Genomic DNA, 26,450 nt, shown 5'->3' with positions numbered 1-26,450 from the left:
ACAGGACTGAACATGGCGAACGAGCAGAAGCTGCGCGAATACCTCAAGCGGGTCACCCGTGACCTGCAAGAGGCGCAGGACCGCTTGCGGCAGGCCGACGAGAAGGCCAGGGAGCCGATCGCGATCGTCGGGATGAGCTGCCGGTTCCCCGGCGGCGTCCGCAGCCCCGAGGACCTGTGGGAGCTGCTGGCCGCCGGCGGCGACGCGATCGGCGGCTTCCCGGCCGACCGCGGCTGGGACCTGCCTGGGCTCTACCACCCGGACCCCGACCACGCGGGCACCTGCTACGTCCGCGAGGGCGGGTTCATCTCCGGCGCGGACCGCTTCGACGCCGGGTTCTTCGGGGTGTCGCCGCGGGAAGCGGTCGCGATGGACCCGCAGCAACGGCTGCTGCTCGAGCTTTCGTGGGAAGCGTTCGAGCGCGCCGGCGTCGATCCGGACAGCGTGCGCGGCAGCCGGGCCGGGGTCTTCGTGGGCACCAATGGCCAGGACTACGCGGGCGTCGTGGACAGCGTCGCCGACGAGATCGAGGGGTACCTGGCCACCGGCAACTCGGCCGCGGTGGTTTCCGGCCGGCTCGCCTACAGCTTCGGGCTCGAGGGCCCGGCGATGACGATCGACACCGCGTGCTCGGCGTCGCTGGTGGCGCTGCACCTCGCGGTCCAGGCGCTGCGCACCGGTGAGTGCTCGCTGGCGCTGGCCGGTGGTGTCACGGTGATGTCGACGCCGCGGGCGTTCGTCGAGTTCTCCCGCCAGCGCGGCCTTTCCCCGGACGGCCGCTGCAAGGCGTTCGCCGAGGGCGCCGACGGTACCGGCTGGGGCGAGGGTGTCGGCATGCTGCTCGTCGAGCGGCTTTCCGACGCCCAGCGGCTCGGTCACCCCGTGCTCGCGGTGATCCGCGGCAGTGCGATCAACCAGGACGGCGCTTCCAACGGCTTGACCGCGCCCAACGGCCCGTCGCAGCAGCGCGTGATCCGCCAGGCGCTGGGCAACGCGAAGCTCCGTCCGTCCGATGTGGACACGGTCGAGGCGCACGGCACCGGCACAGTGCTCGGCGACCCGATCGAAGCGCAGGCGCTGCTGGCCACCTACGGCCAGGACCGGCCGGGCGACCCGCTGTGGCTCGGCTCGGTGAAGTCGAACATCGGCCACACCCAGGCCGCCGCCGGCGTGGCCGGCGTGATCAAGATGGTCAAGGCCCTCGAACACGGCGTGCTCCCGCAGACGCTGCACGTCGACCGGCCGTCGTCCCATGTGGACTGGAACGCGGGCGCGGTGTCGCTGCTCACCGAGCGGACGCCGTGGCCGGAGACCGGGCGGGCCCGGCGCGGCGCCGTCTCCGCGTTCGGTGTCAGCGGCACGAACGCGCACATCATCCTGGAGCAGGCGCCGGACGCCGAGTCGGTGCCGGGTGAGCCGGGCCTGGTCGGCGGCGTCGTGCCGCTGGTGCTGTCCGGCCGCACGCCCGCCGCGCTGGCCGAGCAGGCCGCGCAGCTGCGCACCTACCTGACCCGCTACCCGGACGCCGACCTGACGTCGGTGGGCCGGGCGCTCGCCGTCTCGCGGGCCGCTCTGGAACACCGGTCCGCGTTCCTGGCGGCCGATCACCAGGAAGCGCTTACCGCCCTCGACGCGCTGGCTCGCGGCGAACTGAGTACCGGGACCGCGCGCGGTGACGTCAAGTCCGTCTTCGTCTTCCCCGGCCAGGGTTCGCAGTGGGTCGGCATGGCCGTCGAGCTGATCGCCGCGTCGCCGGCGTTCGCGGCACGGATCGAGGAGTGCGCGGCGGCACTGGCGTCCCATGTGGACTGGTCGCTGCTCGACGTCCTGCGCGGCGCCGAGGGCGCGCCGGGGTTCGACCGGGTGGACGTCGTCCAGCCGGTGTTGTGGGCGGTGATGGTGTCGCTGGCCGCGCTCTGGCGCGCGCACGGCGTCGAGCCGTCCGCCGTGGTCGGGCACTCGCAGGGCGAGATCGCGGCCGCGGTCGTCTCGGGTGGACTGTCGCTTGAGGACGGTGCGCTGGTCGTCGCGTTGCGCAGCAAGGCGATCCTCGCGCTGGCCGGCCGCGGCGGCATGGTGTCGGTGCCGCTCGGCCACGACGCCGTCGTCGAGCTGGTCGCGGCCTGGGACGGGCGCCTGTCGGTGGCCGCAGTCAACGGCCCGCGCTCCACCGTCGTCTCCGGCGACGCCGACGCGGTGGACGAACTGGTCGCGCACTGCGCGGAGCAGGACATCCGGGCCAAGAAGATTCCGGTCGACTACGCGTCACACTCCGCGCACGTCGAGTCCCTGGAGACCGAACTCCTCGACCTGCTCGCGCCGATCCGGCCGCGCCAGGCCGACGTGCCGTTCTACTCGACGGTGACCGGCGAGCCGATCGACACCACCCGCCTCGACGCCCGGTACTGGTACGAGAACCTCCGCAACACCGTCCGGTTCGAACCGGTCACCCGCGAACTCCTCGCGCGCGGCCACTCCGTGTTCGTCGAGTGCAGCCCGCACCCGGTGCTCACCGTCGGCGTCCAGGACACTGTGGACGACTCCGGCGCGGACGCGACGGCCGTTGGCACATTGCGCCGCAACGAAGGCGGCGCGGACCAGTTCCTCGGCGCGCTGACCCAAGCGCACATGCACGGCGCAACGCCCGACTGGGCGCAGACGTTCGGCGTGGTGCCCGCGCCGGAACACGACTTGCCCACCTACCCGTTCCAGCGTGAGCGGTTCTGGCTGGAGGAGGACCCGGACGCCGTCGCGTCGGTCACCGTTTCCGAACCGGAGGCCCGGTTCTGGTCCGCAGTGGACTCCGGTGACATCGACGGGCTCGCGCGAACCCTCGCCGTGGACGCGGGTGCCGCCGAGTCGCTCGGCGCGCTGCTGCCCGCACTGTCGTCCTGGCGGCGCCAGGAGCAGGAGCGGTCCGAACTGGACTCGTGGCGCTACCGTGTCACCTGGAAGCCGTTGCCGGAAAGCAGAATCACGCCGGACGGGATCTGGATCGCCGTCGTCCCGGCCACCGGCGGAACCCCCGCGCTCGAAGGCGTCACGGTCGTGCCGGTCGTCGTCGACGCCGCCACGATCGACCGCGCCACGCTGGCCGACCTGCTGCGCGACGCCTGCCCGGACGCCGTGCCGTCCGGTGTCGTCTCCTTCCTCGCGGCCGACGACCGGCCGCACCCCGAGTACCCCGCCGTGCCCGCGTTCGTGGCCGGCACGCTGACCCTCGTCCAGGCCCTCGGCGACGCCGGGATCGACGCTCCACTGTGGATCACCACGAGCGGCGCGGTCTCGGTCGACCCGGCGGACACGCTGACGCACCCGCACCAGGCGCTGCTGTGGGGCCTCGGCCGGGTGGTCGCCCAAGAGCACCCCCAGCGCTGGGGTGGCCTCGCCGATCTGGCCGGCGCCACCGACCTGCGCGGCCTCGCCGGGGTGCTCGCCGCGAGCGACGGCGAGGACCAGGTCGCGTTGCGCGCGGCCGGAGCGTTCGCGCGCCGGCTCGTCCGCGACCCGAGCCACGCCCGGCCGCCGGCCGCGCGGCAGTGGCGTCCCGAAGGAACGGTGCTGGTCACCGGCGGGACCGGGGCGCTCGGCGGGCACGTCGCCCGCTGGCTCGCCCGGGCCGGTGCCGAGCACATCCTGCTGACCAGCCGCCGGGGCATCGACGCCCCGGGCGCACCCGAGCTGCAGGCCGAGCTCGTCGCGCTCGGCGCCCGCGTCACCACCGCAGCCTGCGACGTCGCCGACCGCGACGCGCTGGCCGCACTGATCGGATCCGTGCCAGACCTCTCCGCGATCGTGCACACCGCGGCCGTGCTCGACGACAACATCCTCGACGAGCTGACCGTCGAGCAGTACGAGCGCACCCTGCGCGTCAAGGTCACCGCCGCGGTCAACCTCGACGAGCTGACCCGCGACCTCGACCTGTCCGCGTTCGTCCTGTTCTCCTCCTTCGCCGGCACGTTCGGCCTGGCCGGGCAGGGCAACTACGCGCCGGGAAACGCTTTCCTCGACGCGCTCGCCGAACGGCGGCGCGCACTCGGGCTGCCCGCGACGTCGCTGGCCTGGGGCCACTGGTCCGGCGGCGGCATGGCCGAAGGCGTCGTCGAAGAGGTACTACGCCGCCGCGGCAGCGCCGACATGGCGCCGGACGTCGCGATCGGCGCGGTCCAGCAGGCGCTGGACCACGACGACACGTTCCTGGCGATCGCGAACATCGACTGGGACAAGTTCGTGCCCGCGTTCAGCGCCGGCCGCGCTCGCCCACTGATCAGCGAGATCCCGGAAGCGGCCGCGATCATGGCCGCGAAGCCGGTCGTCGCGGCCGAAGCGCCGACCGGACTGGCCGCGCGCATCGCCGGACTGTCCGAAAAGGACCAGTACGCGGCCGTGCTCGAAATCGTGCTCGGCCAGGCGGCCGGGGTGCTCGGGCACGCGTCCGCCGACGCGATCGACGCCGGGCTGGCCTTCCGCGACCTCGGGTTCGACTCGCTGACCGCGGTCGACTTCCGCAACCGGATGACCGCGGCCACCGGGCTGAAGCTGCCCGCCACGCTGGTGTTCGACTACCCGACGGCCGACGTGCTGGCCCGTCACATCCGCGGCGAACTAGCCGGGACCGCACCCGCGCCGACGACCGAAGTGGCCGTGGCCACCACGACAGACGATCCGATCGCCATCGTGGCGATGAGCTGCCGGTTCCCCGGCGGCGTCCGGAATCCCGACGACCTGTGGAACCTGGTCTCCGGTGGCGGCGACGCCATCGGGCCGTTCCCCACCGACCGCGGCTGGGACCTGGCTGCCCTGTACGACGCCGACCCGGACGCGGCCGGCACCAGCTACGTCCGCGAAGGCGGTTTCCTCGACGGCGCCGCCGACTTCGACCCCGCGTTCTTCGGGATCAGCCCGCGTGAGGCCATGGCGATGGACCCCCAGCAGCGGCTGCTGCTGGAGACGTCCTGGGAAGCGGTCGAACGCGCGGGCATCGACCCCGCGACGCTGCGGGGCAGCCGGTCCGGCGTGTTCGTCGGCCTGACCTACCACGACTACGGCACCCGGCTGCACGCGTCCGATGAGGACGTCGAGGGTTACTTCGGCACCGGCAACACCGCGAGCGTCGCGTCGGGCCGGATCTCTTACACACTGGGGCTCGAAGGCCCCGCGGTCACTGTGGACACGGCCTGTTCGTCCTCTTTGGTCGCCCTGCACCTCGCCGCTCAGGCGCTGCGCAACGGCGAGTGCGAAATGGCGCTCACCGGCGGCGTCGTGGTGATGTCGACGCCGGAGATGCTGGTCGAGTTCAGCCGGCAGCGCGGCCTGGCCGCCGACGGCCGCTGCAAGGCGTTCGGCGCGGCCGCCGACGGGTTCGGTTCCGGCGAGGGCATCGGCATGCTCGTGCTGGAGCGGCTGTCGGACGCCCGCCGCCACGGTCACCCGGTGCTCGCCGTGGTCCGCGGCAGCGCGGTCAACCAGGACGGCGCGTCGAACGGCCTCACCGCTCCCAACGGCCCCTCGCAGCAGCGGGTCATCCGCCAGGCGCTGACCTCGGCCGGACTGTCCACTTCGGACGTCGACGCCGTCGAGGCGCACGGCACGGGCACCTCGCTCGGCGACCCGATCGAGGCGCAGGCGCTGATCGCGACCTACGGTGCCGACCGCGCGGGCGACCCGCTGTGGCTCGGCTCGATCAAGTCCAACATCGGGCACACGCAGGCCGCCGCGGGCGTCGCCGGCGTGATCAAGATGGTCCTGGCGATGCGTCACGGCCTGCTCCCGCAGACCCTGCACGCCGACGAGCCGTCACCGCACATCGACTGGAGCGACGGCACGGTCGCGCTGCTCACCGAGGCCACGCCGTGGCCGGACACCGGCCGGCCGCGCCGCGCGGGTGTGTCGTCGTTCGGCATCAGCGGGACGAACGCGCACGTCATCCTCGAGCAGGCCGACGAACCGAAGCCCGCCGAGGACGCCACGGCGCCGACGATCGTGCCGCTCACGCTCTCGGCCAAGACCGAGGACGCGCTGCACGCGCTGGCCGGACGCCTGCACACGCACCTGACCGAACACCCGGACGTCGCACCGGCGGACGTCGCCGCGTCCCTGACCACACGGGCGCGGTTCGACCACCGCGGTGTCGTAGCCGGTGCCAACCGGGACGAACTCCTGGAAGGCCTGGCCGCGCTCGCCGCCGGATCCGGAGTGTCGGGCACGGCCGCGACCGGCGGGTCGGCGTTCCTGTTCAGCGGACAGGGCAGCCAGCGCGCCGGGATGGGACGTGAGCTGTACGACGCGTTCGGCGTGTTCGCCGACGCCTTGGACGAGATCTGCGCCGGGTTCGAGGCGCACCTGGACCGCCCACTGCGGATGGTCATGTTCGCCGACGCCGGTTCGCCCGATGCGGCCCTGCTTGACCAGACGAGCTACACCCAGGCCGCGCTGTTCGCGCTGGAAGTCGCGCTGTACCGGCTCTTCGAGCACTGGGGCGTGACGCCCGATCACCTGGTCGGTCACTCCATCGGCGAGCTGGCGGCCGCGCACGTCGCGGAGGTGCTGTCGCTCGCCGACGCCGTCAAGCTGGTCGCGGCGCGCGGCCGCCTCATGCAGGCGCTGCCGACCGGCGGCGCGATGGTCGCCATCCAGGCCACCGAAGCGGAGGTTTCGGTATATCTGTCTGGCCGTGTGACCGTTGCGGCGTTGAACGGCCCGAACTCGACGGTCATCTCGGGCGACGAGGCCGCCGTCCTGGCCGTCGCGGCGCACTTCGCCGAGCTGGGCCGCAAGACGAAGCAGCTCACCGTCAGTCACGCGTTCCACTCGCCGCTGATGGACCCGATGCTGGCGGAGTTCCGCGGTATAGCGGAGTCTCTGTCATACAGTCAGCCGGTCATACCGATCGTCTCGAACGTCACCGGTGAGCCGATCACGGCGTTCGACGCCGAGTACTGGGTCACCCACGTCCGCGGCGCGGTCCGCTTCCTCGACGGGATGCGGACCCTCGAAGCCGCCGGGGTCACGACCTACATCGAGCTGGGCCCGGACGGCGTGCTGTCGGCGATGGCCCAGGACTGCGTGACCGGCGGCGTCTTCGCCGCGGCCACCCGCCGGGGACGCCCCGAGCCGCAGGCCGCCGTCGCGGCGCTGGCCCGGGCGTACGTCCGCGGCGTACCGGTGAGCTGGGACGCTGTCCTCGGCGGCGCCGGCACCCGCGTCGAGCTGCCCACTTACCCGTTCCAGCACCGGCGCTTCTGGCCGCGCGAGCGCGCGGTCGAACCGGCCGTCGACCCGATCGAGGCCGGCTTCTGGGCCGCCATCGAATCGGGCGACCTCGACACCGTCTCGGACACCCTGGACCTGCCTGCCGACGCCCTGACCGACCTCGTCCCGTCGCTGGCCGGCTGGCGCCGCCGCCGCCTCGCCGCGTCCACAGTGGACAACTGGCGGTACGGCACCGACTGGGCCCCGCTGAACCTCGACGGCCACCTCACCGGCGACTGGCTGCTGCTCACCCCCGAAACCGCGCTCGACCTGGTCGACGACGTCTCGACCGCGCTGACCACGAACGGCGCGTCCGTGCGTAAGATCGTGGTGACCGACCGCGACACCCTGGCCACACAGATCCGCGTCGCGCTCGCCGAAGCACCGGCCGCGGGCGTGCTTTCCCTGCTGCCCCTGGGCGACGCCGGTCTGCCGGACACGGTTGTCGCGCTCCGGGCCCTCGCCGAGGCGGGCACCGACCTGCGGCTCTGGACCGTCACGTCCGGGGCCGTCACCTGCGGCGAAGCCCTGCGCAGCGCCGATCAGGCCCAGGTCTGGGGCCTCGGCCGGGTCGCCGCGCTGGAACAGCCGCAGCGCTGGGCCGGCCTGCTCGACCTGCCCGAACGGCTCGACGTGCGGACCGGCACCCGGCTGGCCGCAGTACTCGCCGGCGGGCACGACGAAGACCAGCTCGCGGTCCGCGAACACGGCGTCTTCGGCCACCGGATCGTCCGCGCGTCCGGCGCACCGGCCGCAGACTGGCAGCCCACCGGCACCGCGCTGATCACCGGCGGCACCGGCGCGCTCGGCGCCCGCGTGGCCCGCCACCTGGCCGGCCGCGGCATCGACCACCTCGTCTTGACCAGCCGTCGCGGCCTCGACGCGCCCGGCGCCGCCGGCCTGCGCGACGAACTGACCGCGCTCGGCGTCTCCGTCACCATCGGCGCCTGCGACGCGGCCGACCGCGACGCCCTCGCCGAGGTCGTCGCCGCCATCCCGGCCGAGCACCCGCTCACCACCGTGGTCCACACCGCCGGCGTGCTCGACGACGGCGTCGTCGACTCGCTCGACGCCGATCGGTTCGCCACGGTCGCGCGCGCCAAGGTCACCGCCGCCGGGCACCTCGACGCGCTCACCCGCGACCTGCCCGTCACCGCGTTCGTGCTGTTCTCCTCGACCGCAGGCGTGTTCGGCGCGCCCGGCCAGGGCAACTACGCCGCGGCCAACGCCGGGCTCGACGCCCTCGCCGAACGCCGCCGCGCCGACGGCCTGCCCGCGACGTCCATCGCCTGGGGTGCCTGGGCGGGCAGTGGCATGGCCACCGACGACGGCGTCGCCGAACGCCTGCGGCGCACCGGTGTGCCACAGATGGATCCGGAGCTGGCACTGTCCGCTTTGGACCGTGCGGTCACCTCGGACGCGGCGACGGTCTGCGTCGTCGACGTCGACTGGGCGAAGTTCGTGCCCGGCTTCACCGCCGCCCGGCCGAGCCCGCTCATCGGCGACCTCCCGGAGGTCCGCGCGCTCAAGTCCACAATGGACGACACTCGGCCCGAGTCGCTCACCGAGCGGATCGCCGGGCTGCCCGAAACCGAGCGGCGGCTGCTGGTCGTCGACTTCGTCCGCGGCGGCGTCGCGGCGGTGCTCGGCCACGCCGGGATCGCCGACGTGCCGGAGAACAAGGCGTTCACCGAGCTCGGTTTCGACTCGCTCACCGCGGTCGAGCTGCGCAACCGCCTCACCGCGGCCACCGGCCTGACCCTGCCCTCGACCCTCGTCTACGACCACCCGACCCCCGCCGCGCTGGCCGAGCACCTGTGTGCCGAGCTGGCCGGCGAGACCGCCGGGGCGCTCGTCCGGGCGCACGCGGCCGAGGACGACGACCCGATCGCCATCGTCGCGATGAGCTGCCGGTACCCCGGCGGCATCCACTCGCCCGAGGACCTGTGGCGGATGATCGTCGACGGCCGCGACGCCGTTTCGGAACTGCCCGGCGACCGCGGCTGGGATTTCGACGCGCTGTTCGGCGACGGCCTGGGCGCGTCCGCCGCGCGGCACGGCGCGTTCCTCTACGACGTCGCCGACTTCGACGCCGGGTTCTTCGGCATCTCGCCGCGCGAGGCGCTGGGCATGGACCCGCAGCAGCGGCTGCTGCTGGAGACGTCGTGGGAGGCCTTCGAGCGCGCCGGCATCGACCCGAAGTCGGTGCGCGGCCAGGAAATCGGCGTGTTCGCCGGGACCAACAGCCAGGACTACGCCACGCTGCTGCAAAGCTCCGGCGAGGACGTCGAGGGCTATCTGGCCACCGGCAACGCGGGCAGCGTGGTCTCCGGCCGGCTGTCCTACACCTTCGGCTTCACCGGCCCGGCGGTCACTGTGGACACCGCGTGCTCGTCTTCGCTGGTGGCACTGCACCTCGCCGCGCAGTCGCTGCGTTCGGGCGAGTGCTCGCTGGCGCTCGCCGGTGGTGTCGCGGTGATGTCGACGCCCACCACGTTCGTCGAGTTCTCGCGTCAGCGCGGCCTCGCCGAGGACGGCCGGGTCAAGGCGTTCGCCGCCGCGGCCGACGGCACGGGCTGGGGCGAAGGCGCCGGCATGCTCCTGCTGGAAAGGCTTTCCGACGCCCAGCGCCATGGTCACCAGGTACTGGCCGTGGTGCGCGGCAGCGCGATCAACCAGGACGGCGCGTCCAACGGCATCACCGCCCCCAGCGGTCCGGCCCAGCAGCGTGTCATCCGCCAGGCCCTCGCCAACGCCGGACTGTCCACTTCGGACGTCGACGCCGTCGAGGCGCACGGCACCGGCACGACCCTGGGCGACCCGATCGAAGCCCAGGCGTTGATCGCCACCTACGGCACCGACCGCGAGACGCCGCTGTGGCTCGGCTCGGTCAAGTCGAACATCGGCCACACGCAGGCGGCCGCCGGTGTCGGCGGGATCATCAAGATGGTCGAGGCGATGCGCCACGGCGTCCTGCCCGCGACCTTGCACGTCGACGAGCCGACGCCACACGTCGACTGGTCGGCCGGCACCGTCCGGCTGCTCACCGAGGCCACGGCCTGGCCGGAGACCGGCCGCCCGCGCCGTGCCGGGGTCTCGTCGTTCGGGTTCAGCGGCACCAACGCGCACACGATCATCGAGCAGGCGCCGCCTTCGGAAGCCATCGTCACGCCGGAAACGCTGCCCGCGCTCGTGCCGGTGGTGGTGTCCGGTGCGGACGAAGACGGTCTTCGCGCCCAAGCGCGTCGTTTGGCCGCATACCTCGACGAATTCGAGCCGGCCGAAGCCGCCGCCGCGCTCGCCGTCACCCGTTCCGCGCTGGAGCACCGCGCCGGATTCCTGGCGACGAGCCGGGAGGACCTGCTGGCCGGGCTCGCCGCCGTCGCCCGGGGCGAGGGCGCCCACGGCACCGCGACCGGCGGTGGCCTCGCGTTCCTGTTCACCGGACAGGGCAGCCAGCGACTCGGCATGGGCCGGGAGCTGCACGAGACCTACCCGGTGTTCGCGGCGGCGTTCGACGAGATCCGCACCGCGTTCGACTTCGACCTCGACGGCGGCGACCTCGACCAGACGCAGTACGCCCAGGCGAACCTGTTCACGCTGGAAGTGGCGTTGTTCCGGCTCTTCGAGTCCTGGGGCGTGCGGCCGGACTTCCTCGCCGGGCACTCGATCGGCGAGCTGGCCGCCGCGCACGTCGCGGGCGTGCTCTCGCTGGCCGACGCGGTCAAGCTGGTCTCGGCTCGCGGCCGTCTCATGCAGGCGCTGCCGACCGGCGGGGCCATGGTCGCGATCCAGGCGAGCGAGGACGAGGTCACGCCGTTCCTGTCGGACGCGGTCAGCATCGCGGCCCTGAACGGTCCCGAGTCGACGGTCGTTTCCGGTGACGAGGACGCCGTCCTGGCCCTCGTGGCGCGGTTCGAAGGCCGCAAGACCAAGCGGCTCACGGTGAGCCACGCGTTCCATTCGTCGCGTATGGACGCCATGCTCGACGACTTCCGCGCGGTGGCGGAAACTCTGACTTTCCATTCGCCGCGCATTCCCGTTGTGTCCACTGTGTCCGGTGAGCTGGCGACCGGCCTGACCGACCCGGGTTACTGGGTGGACCAGGTCCGCGGCACGGTCCGGTTCCTCGACGCGATGCGCACGCTCGCCACCCGCGGCGTGACGACGTTCCTGGAACTCGGCCCCGAGGGCGTGCTGACCGCAGCGGGCCAGGACTGCGTGACCGGCGACTTCACTGCCGCGCTGCGCGGCGGCCGCGCCGAGACCGCGTCGGTGCTGACCGCGCTGACCGAGGTCCACATCCACGGCGCCGACGTCGACTGGGCATCGGTGTTCGCTGGCGTCCCGACACGGCGCGTCGCGCTGCCGACGTATGCCTTCCAGCGACGGCGCTACTGGCCGGAGCAGCCGGCCGCCGTCGTCACGACGACGTCGGCGAGCCCGGCCGAGGCCGAGTTCTGGACGGCGGTCGAGAACGCCGACTTCGCCACCGTCACCGGCACTCTCGCTCTCGACGGTGACCAGCCGCTCAGCGCCGTCCTGCCCGCGCTCTCCGCGTGGCACCGGCAACAGCGCGTCGAGTCCGTTGTGGACGGCTGGCGCTACCGCGTCACTTGGCAGCCGGTGACCGACCTCGCGGCGCCCGTACTGCGCGGCACCTGGCTGGTCGTCGGCGACGCCGAACACCCGCTGTGCGGCGCGCTCACCCGCGCCGGGGCCGACGTCGTCGTCACCGACGGCGAGATCCCCGAGGAAACCGCTTTCGACGGTGTTGTCTCGCTGCTCGGCACCAACGACGAGCCGCACCCCGAACACCCCGGCGTCACGATCGGCGCCGCCGCGAACCTGACGCTGGTCCGCGCGCTCGGCGAGGCCGGGATCGACGCTCCCTTGTGGATGGTGACATGCGGCGCGGTCTCGACCGGTCGCGCCGACGTCCTCGGCTCGGCGTCCCAGGCGCTGGTCTGGGGCATCGGCCAGGTCGCCGGCCTGGAGCTGCCGCACCGCTGGGGCGGCCTGCTCGACCTGCCCGCCGAACTGGACGACCGGGCGCTCGCCCGGGTCGCCGGCGCGCTGGCCGGCACCGAAGACCAGGTCGCGGTCCGCGGCTCCGGCGTCTACGTGCGCCGGCTCGTGCCCGCGCCGCTGCCGGCCGGCGTCACGTCGTGGACTCCGCGCGGCACCGTGCTGATCACCGGAGGAACCGGCGCGCTGGGTGCCGAGGTCGCCCGCTGGGCGGCTGCGGGTGGTGCGGAACGGCTGGTGCTGACCAGCCGCGCCGGACTCGCCGCACCCGGTGCCGAGGCACTGCGCGACGAACTCGCCGAGTCCGGTGTGGACGTCGTGGTCGCCGCGCTGGACGTCACCGATCGTGACGCCCTGACCGCGCTCGTCGCCGAGTACCCGGTCGACGCCGTCGTGCACGCGGCCGGCGTCGAATGGGCGACACCACTGGACACTGTGGACGTCGCCGGGTTCGCCGAGGTGCTGTCCGCCAAGGTGACCGGCGCCGCCAACCTGGACGCCGTGCTCGGAACGTCCGAACTGGACGCTTTTGTGCTCTTCTCGTCGATCTCGGGCATCTGGGGCTCGGGTGGGCAGGCCGCCTACGCGGCGGCGAACGCCTACCTCGACGCCCTCGCCGAGGCCCGGCAGGCACGCGGGCTCGCCGCCACCGCCGTGGCGTGGGGCCCGTGGGCCGGGGGCGGCATGGCCGCCCGTGGTGACGCGATCGACCAGCTGCGCCGCCGCGGCCTCGAGCCCCTCGCGCCGGCCGCGGCGATCGCCGCCCTCGGCCGTGCGGTTGGTGCGGACGAGACCGCGGTCGTGGTCGCCGATGTCGACTGGGCGAAGTTCGCCCCGGCGTTCACCGCGGCCCGGCCGCGGCCGCTGCTGGACGGCGTGCCCGAGGTGCGCCGTGTGCTCGCGGAATCCACTGTGGACACGGCGTCCGCCGACGTCTCCGAGCTGGCCGGCCGGCTGGCCGGACTCGGCGAGGCCGAGCAGGACCGCCTGCTCGTCGACCTGGTCCGGATCGAAGCCGCCGCGGTGCTCGGCCACACCGGCACCGACGCGGTCGTGCCCGGCCGCGCGTTCAAGGAACTCGGGTTCGACTCGCTGACCGCCGTCGAGCTGCGCAACCGGCTCACCGCGGCGACCGGCATCCGGCTGCCCGCGACGCTGGTGTTCGACTACCCGAACGCGACCGTCCTGGCCGGCCACTTGCGCACCGAACTCACCGGTGGCCGGGAAACCGCCGGCGCGGACGTCGTGTCCGATAAGCGCACTGTGGCCGACGACCCGATCGTCATCGTGGCCATGAGCTGCCGTTATCCCGGCGGCGTCCGGTCGCCGGAGGAGCTGTGGCGCCTCGTCGCCGACGGCGTCGACGCGATCGCGGACTTCCCGGCCGACCGCGGCTGGGACCTGGGCGCGCTGTTCGACCCGGACCCGGACAACACCGGCACCAGCTACGCCCGCACCGGTGGCTTCCTCGACGGCGTCGACCGCTTCGACGCGGCGTTCTTCGGGATCAGCCCGCGTGAAGCGCTCGCCATGGACCCGCAGCAGCGGCTGCTGCTCGAGACGACCTGGGAGGCCTTCGAACGGGCCGGCATCGACCCGCACGCGGTCCGCGGCAGCCGGACCGGCGTCTTCGCCGGGACGAACCTGCAGGACTACGGCACGCTGCTGACCGGGCAGCCCGGACTCGAAGGGCACCTGGCCACCGGCAACGCCGCCGCGGTCGTGTCCGGCCGGCTGTCCTACACCTTCGGGCTCGAAGGCCCGGCGGTCACCGTCGACACGGCGTGCTCGTCGTCGCTGGTCGCGCTGCACCTCGCGGCGCAGGCCCTGCGGGCGGGCGAGTGCTCGCTCGCCCTGGCGGGCGGCGTGGTCGTCATGTCGACACCGAACGCGTTCATCGAGTTCTCCCGCCAGCGCGGGCTGGCCGAGGACGGCCGGTGCAAGCCGTTCGCCGAGGCCGCCGACGGCACCGGCTGGGGTGAAGGCGTCGGCATGCTCCTGCTGGAGCGGCTGTCCGACGCCCAGCGCAACGGTCACCCGGTCCTGGCGATCGTGCGCGGCAGCGCGATCAACCAGGACGGTGCGTCCAACGGCCTCACCGCGCCGAACGGGCCCGCGCAGCAGCGCGTGATCCGTCAGGCGTTGACCAGTGCCGGTCTGTCCACTTCGGACGTCGACGCAGTCGAAGGCCACGGCACCGGCACAACACTGGGCGACCCGATCGAGGCACAGGCGTTGCTGGCCACCTACGGCCAGGACCGCGAGACGCCGTTGCTTTTGGGCTCGCTCAAGTCCAACATCGGACACACCCAGGCTGCGGCGGGCGTTGGCGGGATCATCAAGATGGTCCAGGCGATGCTGCACGGGTTGCTGCCGCAGACGCTGCACGTCGACGAGCCGTCGTCCAAGGTGGACTGGGCGTCGGGAGCGGTCGAGCTGCTGACCGATTCGCGCGCATGGCCGGCGGTGGACCGGCCGCGACGCGCCGCGGTGTCGTCGTTCGGCATGAGCGGCACGAACGCCCACGTCGTTCTCGAGCAGGCGCCCGAGGCCGTCGAGCCCGAGCGGGTGCCCGCTGGGGAACCGGCACCGTGGGTGCTCTCCGCCCGCGACGCCGACGCCCTGCGTGACCAGGCGATCCGCCTCCACGCGCAGCTCGACGGCGTGGACTGGGAGCCGGCCGACGTCGCCTTCTCGCTCGCCACGTCCCGCGCCCGGCACGAGCACCGCGCGGTGCTGACCGGGGACCGGGCCGAACTGCTCGCCGCCCTCGGCGCGCTCGGCCGTGGTGAACCTGCCGCGCAGCTGGTGCGGGACGTCGTCGCCGACGGCTCGACCGCGTTCCTGTTCACCGGCCAGGGCAGCCAGCGGGCCGGGATGGGCCGCGAGCTGTACGCGGCGTTCCCGGTGTTCGCGGACGCCCTGGACGCGGTGTGCGCCGAGTTCGACACGCACCTGGACCGTCCACTCCGGACGGTCGTCTTCGAGGACTCCGCCCTGCTCGACCAGACCGCCTACACCCAGGCCGCGCTGTTCGCGGTCGAGGTGGCGCTGTTCCGGCTGCTGGAGAGCCTGGGCGTCCGGCCGGACTTCCTGCTCGGCCACTCGATCGGCGAGCTGGCGGCGGCGCACGTCGCCGGTGCCCTCTCGCTGACGGACGCGGTCACGCTGGTCGCTGCCCGGGGTCGCCTGATGCAGGCGCTGCCTACTGGCGGCGCGATGGTGGCTGTGCAGGCGACCGAGGCGGAGGTTTCGGTATATCTGTCTGACCGTGTGACCATTGCGGCGTTGAACGGCCCGACCTCGACCGTGATCTCCGGCGACGAGGACGCCGTGTTGGCAGTTGCCGCGCAGTTCGCCGAGCTGGGCCGCAAGACCAAGCGGCTGGTCGTCAGCCATGCGTTCCACTCGCCGCTGATGGATCCGATGCTGGCGGAGTTCCGCGGTATAGCGGCGTCTCTGTCTTACGGTAAGACGGTTATACCGATCGTCTCCAACGTCACCGGTGAGCTGGTGACCGAGTTCGACGCGGACTACTGGGTGCGGCATGTGCGTGAGGCCGTCCGGTTCGTCGACGGCATGCGGACCCTCTCCGCTCAGGGTGTGACCAGGTTCGTCGAGCTGGGCCCGGACGGCGTGCTGTCCGCACTCGGCCAGGACTGCCTGGACGAGCCCGCCGGGTTCACCGCCGTCCTGCGCGGCGACCGGCCGGAACGCCGGACCCTGCTCACCGCCCTCGCCACGGCTTACACCCACGGTGCGGACGTCGACTGGGCCGCGCTGACCCCTGGCGCGCGCCGGATCACCCTGCCCACCTACGCCTTCCAGCGGAGCCGCTTCTGGCCGACGCCCACCGCGTCGAGCCGGGGCGCCGCCGCCGGGCTGGGCCTGGACGCGGCCGGGCACCCGATGCTCGGCGCGGCCGTCTCGCTGGCCGGCGGCGACGGCGTGCTGTTCACCAGCAGGCTGTCGACGCTGACCCACCCGTGGCTGGCCGACCACGCCGTGCACGGCACCGTGCTCGTACCCGGCACCGGCCTGGTCGAACTGGCCGTCCGCGCCGGGGACCAGGTGGGTTGTGACCACCTCGAAGAACTCACCTTGCAGGCACCGCTGGTGCTGCCCGCCGACGGCGGCGTCCAGCTGCAGGTCACCGTGGGCGAACCGGACGGAGACGGCCGCCGAGAGGTGACCGTCCACTCGCGACCGGAAGGCACCACGTTCGGCCACCCGTGGACGACCCACGCCACCGGTCTGCTCGGCACCGTCGCCGCGACACCGCCCGCCGAGCTAGCCGAATGGCCGCCCGCCGGCGCCACGGCGCTGGAGACGTCGCGGCTCTACGACGACCTCGCCGGAGCCGGTTTCGGCTACGGCCCGGCGTTCCGCGGCCTGCGTTCCGCGTGGCAGCTCGATGACGACGTCTATGCCGAAGTCACCCTTGAGTCCGAAGTGGACGACACGTTCGGACTGCACCCGGGGCTGTTCGACTCGGTGCTGCACGCGATCGGCCTGAGCGGCCGGCTCACCGGTGAGGGCACGGGGATTCCGTTCGCCTGGACCGACGTCACGCTGCACGCCTCGGGCGCGTCGGCACTGCGGGCCAAGCTGTCCCCGGCCGGCAGCGGCGTCTCGCTGGAACTGTTCGACGCCGCCGGGCAGCCGGTCGCGACGGTCGGCTCCCTCGTGCTGCGCCCGGTCTCGGCCGACGCGCTCGACACCGCCCGGACCGAGTCGATGTTCCGCCTGGAATGGACGCCGGTCCAGCCATCGGGAACGGCCGAGATCGGCCACCTCGACCGGCTCGGCGACACCCGGCCCGAGTTCGTACTGGCCACTGTGGACGCCGAGGACTCGGCGGCCGGAGCGCACGAAGCCGCGCACCGGGCGTTGGCGCTGGTCCAGGAGTGGATCGACGGGTCCGACGAGGCAAAGCTCGTGCTGGTCACCCGCGGCGCGGTCGCCGTCCGGCCGGAGGACGACGTCCCCGGCCTGGCCGCCGCCACCGTCTGGGGCCTGGTCCGGTCGGCGCAGTCCGAGAACCCGGATCGCCTGGTCCTGCTGGACACCGACACCGATGACGAGCAGGCCGTCGCCGCCGCCCTGGCGACCGGCGAACCGCAGCTCGCTCTGCGCGCGGGGGAGACCTACGTCCCGCGCCTGGCGCGGGCCGCGCTCCCGGTGACTGAAGAGTCCACTGTGGACGTCAACGGCACGGTGCTGGTCACCGGCGGTACCGGCGCGCTCGGCGCGCTGTTCACCCGCCACCTCGTCACCCGCCACGGCGCGCGGCACCTGCTGCTGCTCAGCCGTCGCGGCGGCGCCGCCGAAGGCGCGGACGCCCTCGCGGCGGAACTCGCCGAACTGGGCGCCGAAGTCCGATTCGCGGCCTGTGACGCCGCGGACCGCGACGCCCTCGCCGCGGTCCTCGCGGCGATCCCGGCCGAGCACCCGCTGACCGCCGTTGTGCACACCGCCGGGGTGCTGGACGACGGCGTCGTCGGCACGCTCACTCCCGAGCGGATCGACACCGTGCTGCGGCCGAAGGTCGACGCGGCGCTCAACCTGCACGAACTCACCACGGACCTGTCCGCGTTCGTGCTGTTCTCCTCGGCCTCCGGCGTGTTCGGCGCCGCCGGCCAGGCGAACTACGCGGCCGCCAACGTGTTCCTCGACTCCCTGGCCGCGCGCCGTCGCGCCGCCGGGCAGCCGGCGACGTCGCTGGGCTGGGGCCTGTGGGCCGACGGCGGCAGTATGGCCGGCGGGCTTGGCGAGGCGGACCGGCGGCGGATGAACCGCGCCGGCGTCGCCGCGCTGACCGCGGACGAGGGCGTCGCGCTGTTCGACGCCGCGCTCGCGTCCGGCGAGGCCGCGCTGGTCCCGATGCGGATGGACGCCGCCGCCCTGCGCGACCCGGGCACCGCGGTGCCGGCCGTGCTGCGCGGTCTGGTCCGGACCACCACCCGCCGCGTGGTGACGGCCGACACCGTAGCGAGCGGTTCGGCGTTGGCCGACCGACTGTCCACTATGGATGAGGCGGAGCGCGAGCGCACCCTGCTCGGCGTCGTCCGCCAGACCGTCGCGGCCGCGCTCGGCTACGATTCGGCCGACGCGGTGGACGCGGGGAAGGCGTTCAAGGAGCTCGGGTTCGACTCGCTGACCTCGGTCGACCTGCGCAACCGCCTTAACACCGCCACCGGTCTGCGACTGCCGGCCACCCTGGTGTTCGACTACCCGAACGCGACAACCCTCGCCGCGCACCTGCGCACCGAGCTGCTCGGCTCGGCCGAGCCGGTCGCGGTGGCACCGGTCCGCGCGGTCGACGTCGACGAGCCGATCGCCATCGTGGCGATGAGCTGCCGGTACCCCGGCGGCATCCGTGGGCCGGAAGACCTGTGGCGGCTGGTGTCGACCGGCGCCGACGCGATCTCGCCGTTCCCGGTCAACCGCGGCTGGGACCTGGAGAAACTGTTCCACCCCGAGCCCGGCCACAGCGGCACGAGCTACGCCCGCGAGGGCGGGTTCCTGCACGAGGCAGACGAGTTCGACGCCGAGTTCTTCGGCATCTCCCCGCGTGAGGCCCTCGCCATGGACCCGCAGCAGCGCCTGCTGCTGGAGACGTCGTGGGAGGTCTTCGAACGCGCCGGCATCGCGCCGGAAGCGGTGCGGGGCAGCCGGACCGGCGTCTTCGCCGGCCTGATGTACCACGACTACGCCGCGCGGCTGCCGGAGATCCCGGAAGAGGTCGAGGGTTACCTCGGCACCGGCAACGCAGGCAGTGTCCTTTCCGGACGACTGGCCTACACCTTCGGGCTCGAAGGCCCGGCCGTCACGGTCGACACCGCGTGCTCGTCCTCACTGGTGGCGCTGCACCTCGCCGCGCAGGCCCTGCGCAACGGCGAGTGCGAAATGGCGCTGGCCGGCGGTGTCACGGTGATGTCGACGCCGACAACGTTCGTCGACTTCTCCCGCCAGCGCGGCCTCGCCGCGGACGGCCGGTGCAAGTCGTTCGCCGAGGCGGCGGACGGCACCGGCTGGTCCGAGGGCGCCGGTCTCCTGCTGCTGGAAAGGCTTTCCGACGCCCGCCGCAACGGCCACCAGGTCCTCGCGGTGGTGCGCGGCAGCGCGATCAACCAGGACGGTGCGTCCAACGGCTTGACCGCGCCGAACGGACCGTCGCAGCAACGCGTGATCCGCCAGGCCCTCGCCTCCGCCGGACTGTCCACTTCGGACGTCGACGCCATCGAGGCGCACGGTACCGGCACCACCTTGGGTGACCCGATCGAGGCCCAGGCCCTGCTGGCCACCTACGGCGCCGGCCGCACCGGCGACCCGCTGTACCTCGGCTCGATCAAGTCCAACATCGGCCACAGCCAGGCCGCCGCGGGGGTCGCCGGGATCATCAAGATGGTCATGGCCATGCGACACGGCGAGCTGCCGGCCACCCTGCACGTCGACGAGCCCTCGCGGCACGTCGACTGGGAAGCGGGCGCGGTCGAGCTGCTCACCGAGCGGACGCCGTGGCCGGAGACCGGACGGCCGCGGCGCGCCGCGGTGTCGTCCTTCGGCATCAGCGGCACCAACGCGCACACGATCATCGAGCAGGCACCGGACTTCGCCGAGCCGATCGTGGGGGAGAAGCCTGCGATCGCCACGCCGTTCGTGCTGTCGGCCCGCGACGCGGACGCCCTGCGCGAGCAGGCGTCGCGTCTGCACGCCGTCGCCGCGGAGCAGGACGCGCTCGACGTCGCCCACTCCCTGGTGACCACGCGCAGCCGGATGCCGCTGCGTGCGGTGGTGTCCGGTGTGGACCGTGACGAGCTGCTGCGCGGCCTGGCCGCGCTGGCCGCCGGTGAATCCGGTGGTGTCGTGACGGGTGCGGTGTCGCCGGGTTCGGTGGCGTTCCTCTTCACCGGACAGGGCAGCCAGCGGCTCGGCATGGGCCGTGAGCTGTACGAAAAGTTCCCGGTGTTCGCGGCCGCGTTCGACGAGATCCGCGCCGCGTTCGACTTCGACGTGGCCCTCGACACCGACGAGCTGCACCAAACTCAGCACACCCAGGCCGCGCTGTTCGCCCTGGAAGTGGCGCTGTTCCGCCTCTGCGAGCACTTCGGCGTCCGGCCGAGCTTCCTGGCCGGGCACTCGATCGGCGAGCTGGCCGCGGCACACGTCGCCGGCGTCTTCTCGCTGGCCGACGCGGTCAAGCTGGTGTCGGCGCGGGGACGTCTCATGCAGGCGCTGCCGACCGGTGGTGCGATGGTCGCGATCCAGGCGACCGAGGACGAGATCACGCCACACCTGTCGGACCTGGTGAGCGTCGCGGCGCTGAACGGTCCGATGTCGACGGTGATCTCCGGTGACGAAACCGCCGTGCTGGCGGTCGCGGCGCAGTTCGCGGACCGCAAGACCAAGCGGCTCGCGGTGAGCCACGCGTTCCACTCGCCGCTGATGGACCCGATGCTCGAGGAGTTCCGCGCGGTCGCGGAGACGTTGACGTTCGCCGAGCCGCGCATCCCGATCGTGTCCACTGTGGATGGCGACGTGACGGCGCCGAGCTATTGGGTGGACCAGGTCCGCGGCGCGGTCCGGTTCCTCGACGCGGTGCGCACGCTGGAAAGTCGTGGTGTCACGACGTTCGTCGAACTGGGTCCGGACGGCGTGCTGTCCGCGCTCGGCCAGGAGATCGCCGCGACCGCGACGTTCGTCCCGGCCCTGCGCAAGGGACGGTCCGAACCGGACACTCTGCTCACGGCGCTCGCCGAGGCCGACGTCCGCGGCGCCGACGTCGACTGGACGCGGCTGTGGGCCGGCTCGGGGGCACGCACGATCGACCTCCCGACCTACGCCTTCCGCCGTCGCCGCTACTGGCTGCACAGCGCCGCGTCCGCCGCGGACGCCTCCGGCCTCGGGCTCGGCAAGGCCGACCACCCGCTGCTGGGCGCGTCGGTCGAGCTGGCCGAAGGGGATGGCCTGGTCTTCACCGGACGGCTCTCCGCGCAGACGCACCCGTGGCTGGCCGAGCACGCGGTGCACGGCGTCACCGTGCTGCCGGGGACGGCCTTCGTCGAGCTCGCGATCCGCGCGGGTGACGAGGTCGGCTGCGACCGCCTCGAAGAGCTGACGCTCGAAGCGCCGCTGGTCATCCCGGCCCAGGGCGGTGTCGCCGTCCAGATCACCGTCGGCGCGGCCGACACGTCCGGGCGCCGGACCCTGTCCGTCCACTCGCGACCGGACGGCGAGCCGTGGGTCCGCCACGCCGGCGGCGTGCTCGCCGCGACCGGTGCGCCGATTCCGGTAACCCCGGCTGAGTGGCCGCCCGCCGGCGCCGAGGCCGTCGACGTCACCGAGCTGTACGACGGCCTGCAGTCGGCCGGCCTGGCTTACGGCCCGCTGTTCCAGGGCCTGACCGCGGCCTGGCGCCGCGGCACGGAGGTGTTCGCCGAGGTCAGCCTGCCCGAGGACGCCGAACTGTCCGGGTTCGGCCTGCACCCGGCGCTGCTCGACGCGGCCCTGCACGGCATCGGCCTCGGCGCGCTCCCGGCCGAGGGCGGCGCGCGCCTGCCGTTCGTCTGGTCCGGCGTCTCGCTGCACGCGTCCGGCGCCCGGGCGCTGCGCGTCCACCTCGCCGCGACCGGCGCCGAGACGGTGTCGGTGCACGTCGCCGACCCGGCCGGGGCACCCGTGTTCTCGGCCGACTCCCTGGTGCTGCGCCCGGTTTCCGCTGGTCAGCTCACCGGCGGGATCGCCCGAAGCTCGCTGTTCCAGATCGACTGGACCACCGTCCCCAGGCCCGAAACGGTCGTCTCGGACGGCTGGCCGGAAGACCTCACGCGGACATCAGAGGCCGACGGCTTCGTCATCGCGCCGGTCGCCGACGCCGCGGCCGCGCTCGCCGTGGTCCAGACGTGGCTGCCCACCGAGGCGACGGTCGTCGTCGTGACCCGCGACGCCGACCCCGCCGCCGCGGCGGCCCACGGCCTGGTCCGCTCGGCGCAGGCCGAGCACCCGGGCCGGTTCGTCCTGGTCGACCTGGACACGACCGCCGGTCCCGCGGAACTGCACGCCGCGGTGGCCACCGGCGAACCGCAGATCGCGGTGCGTGACGGCGTGCTCACGGTGCCCCGCCTCGCGCGGGTCGCACTGTCCGAAACGGACGTCCACTTCGGAGACGGGACTGTCTTGGTCACCGGCGGTACCGGCGCGCTCGGCGCGTTGTTCGCCGAGCACCTGGTCACCCGGTACGACGTCCGTGACCTGTTGCTCACCAGCCGTCGCGGCGCGGACGCGCCCGGCGCGGCCGAGCTGGCGACGCGTCTGCGTGAACTCGGCGCCGACGTGACGATCGCCGCCTGCGACGTCGCCGATCGTGATGGCCTTGCAAACCTGCTGGCCGAGCACCGGGTGACCGCGGTGGTGCACAGCGCGGGCGTCCTCGACGACGGCCTCGTCGAATCCCTCACCCCCGAACGGCTCGCGACCGTGCTGGCCGCCAAGGCGGACGCGGCGCAGAACCTGCACGACCTGACCACGGACCTCGACGCGTTCGTCCTGTTCTCCTCGGTCGCCGGGACGTTCGGCGGCGCGGGGCAGGCGAACTACGCCGCGGCCAACGCGTACCTCGACGCGCTCGCCGAGCGGCGGCGCGCGGCCGGGCTGCCGGCGACGTCCCTGGCCTGGGGCCTGTGGGACGGCGGCATGGCGGGCAGCCTCAGCGAGGCCGACGTCGCCCGGCTGGTCCGGGCCGGCACCGCGCCACTGTCCACCGAGGACGGATTGGCGTTGTTCGACGCGGCGCTGGCGGCGGACCGCGCGGTCCTGCTGCCGGTGCACCTCGACCCGGCGGCCATCCGCGCCGCCACCGGCGAGGTCCCGCCGTTGCTGCGTGGCCTGGTCCGCGCACCGGCGCGGCGGGTCGCGGCGACGACCGGCGCGGCCGGGGCGTTCGCCGACACCCTGTCCGGGCTCGCCGCCGACGAGCAGCGTGACCGGCTGCTGACGCTGGTCCGCGGCGAGGTCGCGGGCGTGCTCGGCTACGACTCGGGCGACGAGGTCGACCCGGCCAAGGCGTTCCGCGACGCCGGTTTCGACTCGCTGACCGCGATCGAGCTGCGCAACCGCCTGCACACGGCCACCGGCCTGCGGCTGCCCGCGACGCTGGTGTTCGACTACCCGACACCGGACACGCTCGCCGGGCACGTCCACACCGAACTGTTCGGCGGCCGGGAAGCCGTCGAGGTCGTCGCGGCCACCGGCTCCGACGACCCGATCGCGATCGTCGCGATGAGCTGCCGGTACCCCGGCGGCGTCACGACACCCGAGCAGCTGTGGAACCTCGTCGCGGCCGGCGGCGACGCCATCACGACGTTCCCGGACAACCGCGGCTGGGACCTCGACGGGCTCTACCACCCGGACCCCGACCACCTCGGCACCAGCTACTCGCGCGAAGGCGGGTTCCTGCACGACGCGGGCGGCTTCGACCCGGTGTTCTTCGGCATCTCGCCACGTGAGGCCGTCACGATGGACCCGCAGCACCGGCTGCTGCTGGAGACGTCCTGGGAGGCCTTCGAACGTGTCGGCATCGCGCCGGAAGCGTTGCGCGGCAGCAAGACCGGCGTCTTCGCCGGCGTGATGTACCACGACTACTCCGCGCTGCTCGACGGCGCGGACGAGGACTACGAAGGCCACCTCGGCACCGGCAACGCGGGCAGCATCGCCTCCGGCCGGGTCGCCTACACCTTCGGGCTCGAGGGCCCGGCGGTCACTGTGGACACTGCCTGTTCGTCCTCTTTGGTCGCTTTGCACTGGGCGCTTCAGGCGCTGCGCAACGGCGAATGCACCATGGCGCTCGCCGGTGGCGTGACGGTCATGGCGACGCCGAACGCGTTCATCGAGTTCTCCCGCCAGCGCGGCCTCGCCGCCGACGGCCGCTGCAAGGCGTTCTCCGCGGACGCCGACGGCACGGGCTGGTCCGAAGGCGCGGGCATGATCCTGCTGGAGCGCCTCTCCGACGCCCAGCGCAACGGCCACCCGGTGCTGGCGGTCGTGCGCGGCAGCGCCATCAACCAGGACGGCGCGTCGAACGGCCTGACCGCGCCGAACGGTCCGTCACAGCAACGGGTGATCCGGCAGGCGCTGGCCAACGCGGGTCTCGCACCGTCCGATGTGGACGTCGTCGAGGCGCACGGCACGGGGACGTCGCTGGGCGACCCGATCGAGGCGCAGGCGCTGCTCGCGACCTACGGCGCCGAGCGCACCGGCGACCCGCTGTGGCTCGGCTCGCTCAAGTCGAACATCGGCCACAGCCAGGCGGCCGCGGGTGTCGGCGGCGTGATCAAGATGGTCATGGCGCTGCGCAGCGGCGAACTGCCCAAGACCTTGCACGCCGACGAGCCGTCGCCGCACGTCGACTGGGCGTCGGGCGCCGTCGAGCTGCTGACCGAGGCGCGAGCCTGGCCGGTGACCGGACGGGCGCGCCGCGCGGCGGTGTCGTCGTTCGGGTTCAGCGGCACCAACGCACACGCGATCATCGAGCAGGCCCCGGAACCCGCGCCGAAACCGCAGGTCCCGGCACCGGCGGTGGTCCCGCTGGTGCTGTCGGCCAAGTCGCCGGCCGCGCTGACCGAGCAGGCCACGCGGCTGCGCGAGCACCTGACGGCCGGGTTCGACCCGGCGGACGTCGCGGCCTCGCTGCACGTCCGCACCCGGTTCGAGCACCGGGCGGTGATCACCGGCGCCAGCGCCGACGACCTGCTGACCGGCCTGTCGACGGCCGAAGCCGTCGAAGCCGGGACGGGCGGGACGGCGTTCCTGTTCACCGGCCAGGGCAGCCAGCGGCTCGGTATGGGCCGCGAGCTGTACGAGACGTACCCGGTGTTCGCGGCGGCCTTCGACGCGATCCGCGCCGAGTTCGACCTGGACCTCGACAGCACGGAGATCGACCGGACGCAGTACACCCAGGCGACCCTGTTCGCCCTGGAAGTCGCGCTGTTCCGGCTCTACGAGTCGTGGGGCCTGCGCCCGGACGTGCTGGTCGGCCACTCGATCGGCGAGCTGGCGGCCGCGCACGTCGCGGGCGTCCTGTCCCTGACCGACGCGGTGACGCTGGTGTCGGCGCGCGGCCGGCTCATGCAGGCGCTGCCGGAAGGCGGCGCGATGGTGGCGATCCAGGCCACCGAGGACGAGATCACGCCACGCCTCTCGGACGCGGTGAGCATCGCCGCGCTCAACGGCCCGGACTCGACCGTGATCTCCGGCGTCGAGAAGGCGGTGCGGACGGTCGCCCGGAAGTTCAAGGGCCGCAAGACGAAGCGGCTGAAGGTGAGCCACGCGTTCCACTCGCCACTGATGGACCCGATGCTCGACGAGTTCCGCGGTATAGCTGAGTCTCTGTCTTACGGTCAGACGGTTATACCGATCGTCTCGAACGTGACCGGCGAGCTGGTGACCGAGTTCGACGCGGACTACTGGGTGCGGCACGTCCGGGAGGCCGTGCGCTTCCTCGACGGCGTCCGCACGGCCGCGGCCCGGGGCGTCACGACGTTCGTCGAGCTGGGCCCCGACGGCGTGCTGTCCGCGCTCGGCCAGGAGATCGTCCCCGACGCGACCTTCGTCCCGGCCCTGCGCAAGGGCCGGCCGGAGGCACTCACCGCGGTCACCGCGCTCGGGACCGCCCACGCCCACGGCGCCGACGTCGACTGGACCGCTGTCCTCGGCGGTGCTGGGCAGCACGTCGACCTGCCGACCTACGCCTTCCAGCGCGAGCTGTACTGGCCGAAGCCGGGCACCCGCACGGGCGACCTGACCGCGGCCGGCCTCGGCGCGGCGGACCACCCGCTGCTGGGCGCGGCCGTCGCCCGGGCTGACGACGGCGGGTTCCTGCTCACCGGCCGGCTCTCGCTCAAGACCCACCCGTGGCTGGCCGAGCACACCGTGCGCGACGTCGTCGTGCTGCCCGGCACGGCCTTCGCCGACCTCGCGCTGCACGCCGGCGAACCGGCCGGCTGCGACCGCGTCGAGGAACTCGTCCTCGAGGCACCGCTGGTCGTCCCGGCCGACGGCGTCGTCGTGCAGGTCTCGCTCGGTGCCGAAGACGAGTCGGGCCACCGTTCGCTCGTCGTGCACTCCCGCACCGGCGACGCACCCTGGGTGCGTCACGCCACCGGTGAGCTGGC

1 protein-coding gene (cut by a window edge) is annotated in these 26,450 nt (G+C 73.3%); it reads left to right on the top strand.

Annotated features, from left to right (window positions below; genetic code table 11):
- Positions 1-12 precede the first annotated feature (12 nt).
- Positions 13-26,450, top strand: the 5' portion of a protein-coding gene (locus OG570_RS43895; RefSeq protein WP_326954599.1) for a type I polyketide synthase. It continues 20,857 nt past the right edge of the window; only the first 26,438 of its 47,295 coding nucleotides appear in the window; the start codon lies at positions 13-15; the stop codon falls past the right edge of the window.

Source organism: Amycolatopsis sp. NBC_01286 (genome assembly GCF_035982555.1).
Taxonomy (GTDB): Bacteria; Actinomycetota; Actinomycetes; order Mycobacteriales; family Pseudonocardiaceae; genus Amycolatopsis.
This window is presented reverse-complemented; position numbering and strand designations above follow the sequence as displayed.